The sequence below is a fragment of the Rhodothermales bacterium genome (assembly GCA_013002345.1).
Classification (GTDB): Bacteria; Bacteroidota; Rhodothermia; order Rhodothermales; family JABDKH01; genus JABDKH01.
In genome coordinates, this window is the sequence record JABDKH010000001.1 from 1 (window position 1) to 5,408 (window position 5,408).

Below are 5,408 nucleotides of genomic sequence, written 5' to 3' on the forward strand. Positions count from 1 at the left end.
CCAGACCCAGCTCAGCCAGACCGGCTTCGACAGCAACCTCGACCGTGGAACCTCGCACTTCAACGAAATCCACTTATTTCCTCCTTCGGCGGTTTTGTTTCTTCTTCGAACCCTGCGGCTTCTTGACTTTTGCCTCGACGATCTCGGTCGGCTCCGGGATAGGGCCGGCGTCGGCTGACTTGCCGTTTGCCGCTGCCGCACCACGCGGATCGGGGCCTTCCATGAGGTCGATCACTTCCTGACCGCCCATTCGGACCAGCTGGCCCGATGCGATATAGAGCGAGACGCCGGCCGGCAATGTAAAGCCGATGACACCAAACATCAGCGGCATGTACTTGAGAATGGCCTGAATCTGTTGAGCCTGAGAACTGGCGTCGGCGTCTTTCTGGTTTCCGCCTCGTTTAGCCATCTGTAGCCGTTGCGAGTAGAAGCCGGTTGCGACAATCGCAACGATGAGCAGCAGATAGGGAATACCACCAACGATGTCGTTCGGAATGATTTGGGAAGGGACTTCTGTGAGATCCATGCCCCAGAATCGAGTTTGGCCGGCAGCAATCGCATCTGCCAAACTGCCGTTGACGAAGCGGGTCATTTCCCCGCCCGCATCGGAAAAACTACGCAGAAGCCGGAACAGTCCATACCAGACCGGAAGTTGTACGAGTGAGGGAAGACATCCTCCTAGAGGGTGCACACCCTTGTCTTTGTACAGCGCCATGAGCTCTTCTTGCTGACGCTGCTTGTCTTCTTTGTGTTCAGCCTGGATGCGCTTGATCTGCGGCTGCAATTCGGCACTTGCGCGCATGCTTCGCGTCTGGCGCAGTGTCAAGGGAAAGACCAGGAGATTGATGATGACCGTGAGGGCGATGATCGCGAATCCCAGTGAGGGGATAAGTTGGTAAATTATGGTAAGAATGCTGCCGAGGGCGCCTGCAATAGCATCGATCATGGGCGTCCTCCCAGGTCGCTGCCTACCTCACTGTCCGGTTGCGGTACCGGATCGAACCCGAGACCTCCCCACGGATTGCAGCGTCCCACCCGTTTCCCGGCGAGCCAGCTTCCCCTGATGGCTCCGTGCAGCCTGATCGAGTCGTAGGCGTACATGGAACACGTAGGACTAAATCGACAACTCTGTCCCAGCAAAGGTGACAGTGTTCGCTGGTAAAGCCGGATCGCCGCCATCAGCCAGTAGGAAAGCTGGTATGGCGCCGGGGAAGTGACGTCGTGGGTGGTCATGAAAGTGTCTGCTCTAAACTTCGTTTGTAGGTTGGTGTAGCCGGTCGCCCGGTCAATGTTCGGTTTCGGCTAACGCTTCCCGGAGGTAGCTCGCGCTATCCCTTCTTGCAGCTGTTTGACCAGCTGGTCGAACGGCTCAGTCGCCGTTCCTGTCCGGGCCGAGATCACGAGATCCCATCCGTCTGGCACATGTACCATTCGCACCGCCTCACGGAGGCGCCGTTTCGCCCGGTTGCGGACGACCGCATTTCCGACAGACCGTCCGGCAACGAACGCTAGCCGGGAAGGTGCTCTAGCAGGAGTTCCCGCATCGTCCATTCCGTCCGCATGCTCGTCCTCCCGAGTCTGCGACTCGATTGCGACGATGCCTGCGGCAGCCACGTGAACACGGTTCCCTTGACGGTACACCCGATCGAAGTTGCGTTTTCCCGTGAGGGAGACGTTACGCGGCGAGGCGCTTCCGGCCTTTTTGCCGACGGCGTTGCACAGTGGCGCGTCCAGCTCGGGTACGCATGCGCGTCCGAAATCCATGGACACGTTTGCGACGACGATTCTTCGGTTGGTAGGTGCGTTTCATGAGGTTCCCAGGTCACGCGGTCGCCGCAAGACTAAGGAGGCGCCTGCGTTATGTCAACGAGGACATCCCCGGGCGCGACTCGCGAAACTTTTCCTGGTCGAGATCGCGGAACGAAATCGCGCTCTTGTGGTAATCGGCATTGCGTAACTCGACCATTGCGCCCATGATTTGGCGATTTTCTCGGGTGTTCTTGTCCCCGGAACGCGAATCTAGCCGCGCTTTTGGCGGACTTGAGCCGCCGCTACCAGGTTCTTATACTCGGCCGCCGCAGACAACCGGACTACATCACACTTACGTCCGGACGGGCACCCGCTACACCCGGCATTCGACGCGTCAGCTGAGGTCGACGCGTCAACGGCATGGGCGGGGAGAGAAGAGGAGCTGTCCTGTCCACATCTTGTGGATATGTTTGTGGAAACGTGGGCGTTCTAGAGGGCAGCCGCGTGATGGGACCGTACGGGTCCCCCTGGAGGGGAACTGGTCGCCGGCCGGTTCTATGAGTCGCAGCCATGCGACAGACATATGCGGAGGACAATTGCAGCCAGATTTTCAGTCTGGAGACCCGAGCGAGCCCGAACCTTCCCCGCGGGACGCTTTCCAGATCATTCTCGAAGGCCTCGTGACCAAGGTCACCTGGCAGACGTGGCTCGAACCACTTGTTATCGATGACACAGAAGACGGAGTCGTGGTAGTCAAGGCTCCCAATGATTTTCACGTTCGGTGGATTCGCGATAAACACCTCGAGACCATTGAACGCGCAGTCGAAGCCTCTTACGGCCAGGCGCTCGATATCCGATTGGAGTCTCAACCTCCTGAGGATGTCGCGGAGCTCGAGCTCACCGAGGACGATGATGCGACCGGAGAACACGACCTCGGTCAACTCGACCTCTTTACGCCGGAAGCTCCCAAGTACTCCTTCGAGAATTTCGTCGTAGGCCCGTCGAATCGTTTCGCCTGGGCGGCGTCCATGGCCGTGTGCGAACAGCCTGGAACGCATTACAACCCGCTTTTCATCTACGGACCAGCAGGCCTCGGCAAAACCCATCTGTTGAAAGCCGTGGCCCACCAGGTGGCGGTGTTGGACTCGCGCCGCACCATCAGATATGTCACCTCGGAAGAATTCTTCAACGACTTCATCGACGGAATCCGTCGCAAGCGAATGGATCAGTTCAAACACACGTACCGGACGACCGACGTACTCCTGTTGGACGATGTGCAGTTCTTCGATGGGAAGGAACAGATCCTCGAAGAGTTCTTCCACACCTTCAACTCACTGTATGACGCCGGAAAACAGATGGTCATTACCTCAGACCGTCATCCTCGTAACTCCACGCTGCCCGATCGCCTCCGCAGCAGGTTTGAGTGGGGGCTTCTGACCGACATCCAACCTCCCGATATCGAAACGAGGTTGGCGATCCTGAGGACGAACGCGGCGTTCGCCCCAACCGAGATCCCCGAGTCGGTACTCGAATTCATCGCCGGACAGGTATCAGACAATATTCGGGAACTCGAAGGTGCGCTTACGCGGATCACCGCTTATGCCGCGCTTCACGCCGAAACCATCACGCTCGATATGGCTAAAGACGTCTTGCAGGACCTGGCGCCGCGGTCGCAGCCCCGCATGTTGACAGCGGAAGAAATCATCCACGAGACGGCGTCCGCATGCAATGTCACTCCAGCTGAGGTGATTGGAAGCTCACGACGTCGTGACTATGTGCGAGCCCGCCAGATCGCGATGTATCTATCCAGAGACCTCACCGACCTCTCTCTGCCGAAGATCGGAGCCAAGTTCGGAGGGCGTGATCACACGACCGTCATGCATGCACTCGATAAGGTCAAGAAGTTGATGGGATCCGACAAAGAGGTATTTGATCAGGTCACAGCCCTGTCTCAGAAGCTGAGGGAAACGTGAGAAGTTATCCCCATTGTCCACCGTGCTTACCGTCGGGGCAAAACCGCTGTGGACAAACCCGGACTCTGTACACAACCTCCGATCGGCATCCCGGCCCACAGCTGTCTACTTTTCGTGTACCTTTCCACAATCCACAACGCCTACTACAACTACTAACTAATTAATTTCAAATACTTAGTACTTAGAAGTGAGGAGAACTTCTGTGCACATCAGAGCCGAACGAGATGATCTTGCGGACGTTTTGTCTCGTGCTGCTCGAGCCGTCGGAACACGATCTCCGATAGACGCACTCCAGGGAGTCCTCTGCGAGGTTGTTGGGAAAAAGATCAGCGTCACCGGAAGTGACCTGGAGATGACGGTCCGAACATCTCTTGAAGTCGAGGTCAAAGAAGAGGGAACGGTTCTGATCCCGGCCCGGCTTGCGGCCGAAGCAGTGAGAAAGCTCCCGCCCGGGGCCGTCACTATGAAGACCGACGATTCCGAGGTCGAGATAACCGGTCATGGTCCCAGTATCCGACTTCGGCAGTTGAACGTCGATGACTATCCGCATATAGAGACAAGCGATGATGCCGCAGGTAGCGAAATTGCAGGCAAGGAGTTGGTGGATGCCATCAACCAGGTAGTCATAGCGGCGTCCGGAGACGACGCTCGTCCCATGCTCACCGGGGTCAAGGTCGAGCCGATCGAAGGCGGCTTCCGGATGGCGGCGACAGATTCCTATCGCCTGGCGGTGCGCGACCTTCTTGGCAGTGATCTTCCGGTGGGGGGTTTGATACCGGCCCGGGGTCTCAAAGAGATAGGACGAACGGTCACCGATGACAAGATTCGATTGTCAGTCGGTACCCGGATGGCAACGGTTTCGTCGGAGCGCGGTTCTCTGACCGTTCGACTCATCGAGGCGACTTTCCCCAACTACCAGCAGTTGCTTCCCGACTCCTATCCCAACAGCTTGACAGTCAAGAAAGGGGATTTACTTTCGGCTATCGATCGGGCTTCACTGGTGGCCGAAGACCATATTCCTGTGCGGCTCGACGTCGGTGACAATGGCGTTACCGTGAGCGTTACGAGGCAAGAGGTCGGCGGTACATCTGAGCGAGTGGAGGGCTCCTTTTCCGGTGAACCATTTCAGATAGCTTTCAACCCCCGCTATCTCGCCGATGGCATATCCGCAGTTGATGACGACGAGATTGTCCTGGACGCCCAGGATGGCCACAAAGCAGGCATTCTGCGTGGAGCGAATACTCCGGGGTTCACCTATCTGTTGATGCCAGTGCGTATCTAGGAGCCGCATGCGGCTCGCGTGGTTGCAACTCACCCACTTTCGCAGTTACCCGGACCTCCGATTCGATCCCGAGGAAGGAATCAATCTCTTGATCGGGCCAAACGGGTCGGGCAAAACAGCCGTATTGGAAGCCGTTGCCTATCTGGGCTACCTGCGCTCCTTTAGAGGTGTTCCGGACGAAGCGTTGGTTTCGCTAAACGCGGAGACATCCGTCCTTCGAGGCGAGGTCGACGCCGCAGGAGGAACGCATGTGATTGGCGTGTCCCTCCCGCGTGTAGGTCGGCGTGCGGTTGAAGTTGATGGAAAGCGTCCCCGCCGAAACCGAGAACTCCGACGATTCCTCCGAGCCGTCACGTTTCTTCCAGACGATCTCAACATCGTGAAGACCGGTTCGGCCATCCGAC

Annotated in this window: 6 protein-coding genes; 3 read left to right on the top strand and 3 right to left on the bottom strand. The window is 57.6% G+C overall.

Annotated elements, in window-relative coordinates:
- Positions 1-73: 73 nt before the first annotated feature.
- The 3 genes from HKN37_00005 to rnpA all read right to left on the bottom strand — a co-directional run bounded on the left by HKN37_00005 (position 74) and on the right by rnpA (position 1,764).
- A complete protein-coding gene (locus HKN37_00005) occupies positions 74-946 on the bottom strand; it encodes a YidC/Oxa1 family membrane protein insertase (GenBank protein NNE45019.1) in 873 nt (290 codons plus the stop codon).
- Complete coding sequence (gene yidD / locus HKN37_00010; GenBank protein ID NNE45020.1) at positions 943-1,233, bottom strand: membrane protein insertion efficiency factor YidD; 291 nt, start codon at positions 1,231-1,233, stop codon at positions 943-945. Before yidD ends, HKN37_00005 begins: the two co-directional genes overlap by 4 nt.
- A gap of 69 nt (positions 1,234-1,302) precedes the next feature.
- Positions 1,303-1,764 carry a ribonuclease P protein component gene (gene rnpA, locus HKN37_00015; protein NNE45021.1) on the bottom strand — a complete coding sequence of 154 codons (462 nt, stop codon included), beginning with the start codon at positions 1,762-1,764 and terminating at the stop codon, positions 1,303-1,305.
- A 542-nt stretch (positions 1,765-2,306) separates the two neighbouring features.
- Between rnpA and dnaA the strand changes: the two genes are divergently transcribed.
- From dnaA to HKN37_00030, 3 genes are all read left to right on the top strand, one after another.
- Complete coding sequence (gene dnaA, locus HKN37_00020) at positions 2,307-3,722, top strand: chromosomal replication initiator protein DnaA (GenBank protein NNE45022.1); 1,416 nt, start codon at positions 2,307-2,309, stop codon at positions 3,720-3,722.
- Positions 3,723-3,924: 202 nt separating this feature from the next.
- Positions 3,925-5,004 (top strand): DNA polymerase III subunit beta, encoded by a 1,080-nt coding sequence (gene dnaN, locus HKN37_00025; protein NNE45023.1) that lies wholly within the window; start codon positions 3,925-3,927, stop codon positions 5,002-5,004.
- A 7-nt stretch (positions 5,005-5,011) separates the two neighbouring features.
- Positions 5,012-5,408 (top strand): AAA family ATPase (locus HKN37_00030; GenBank protein ID NNE45024.1); only part of this gene is annotated, 397 nt, incomplete at its 3' end.

Coding starts and splice junctions, on each gene's coding strand:
- rnpA (NNE45021.1), bottom strand. CDS start 1,764: ATGGATTTCGGACGCGCATGCGTACCCGAGCTGGACGCGCCACTGTGC.
- HKN37_00005 (NNE45019.1), bottom strand. CDS start 946: ATGATCGATGCTATTGCAGGCGCCCTCGGCAGCATTCTTACCATAATT.
- dnaA (NNE45022.1), top strand. CDS start 2,307: ATGAGTCGCAGCCATGCGACAGACATATGCGGAGGACAATTGCAGCCA.
- yidD (NNE45020.1), bottom strand. CDS start 1,233: ATGACCACCCACGACGTCACTTCCCCGGCGCCATACCAGCTTTCCTAC.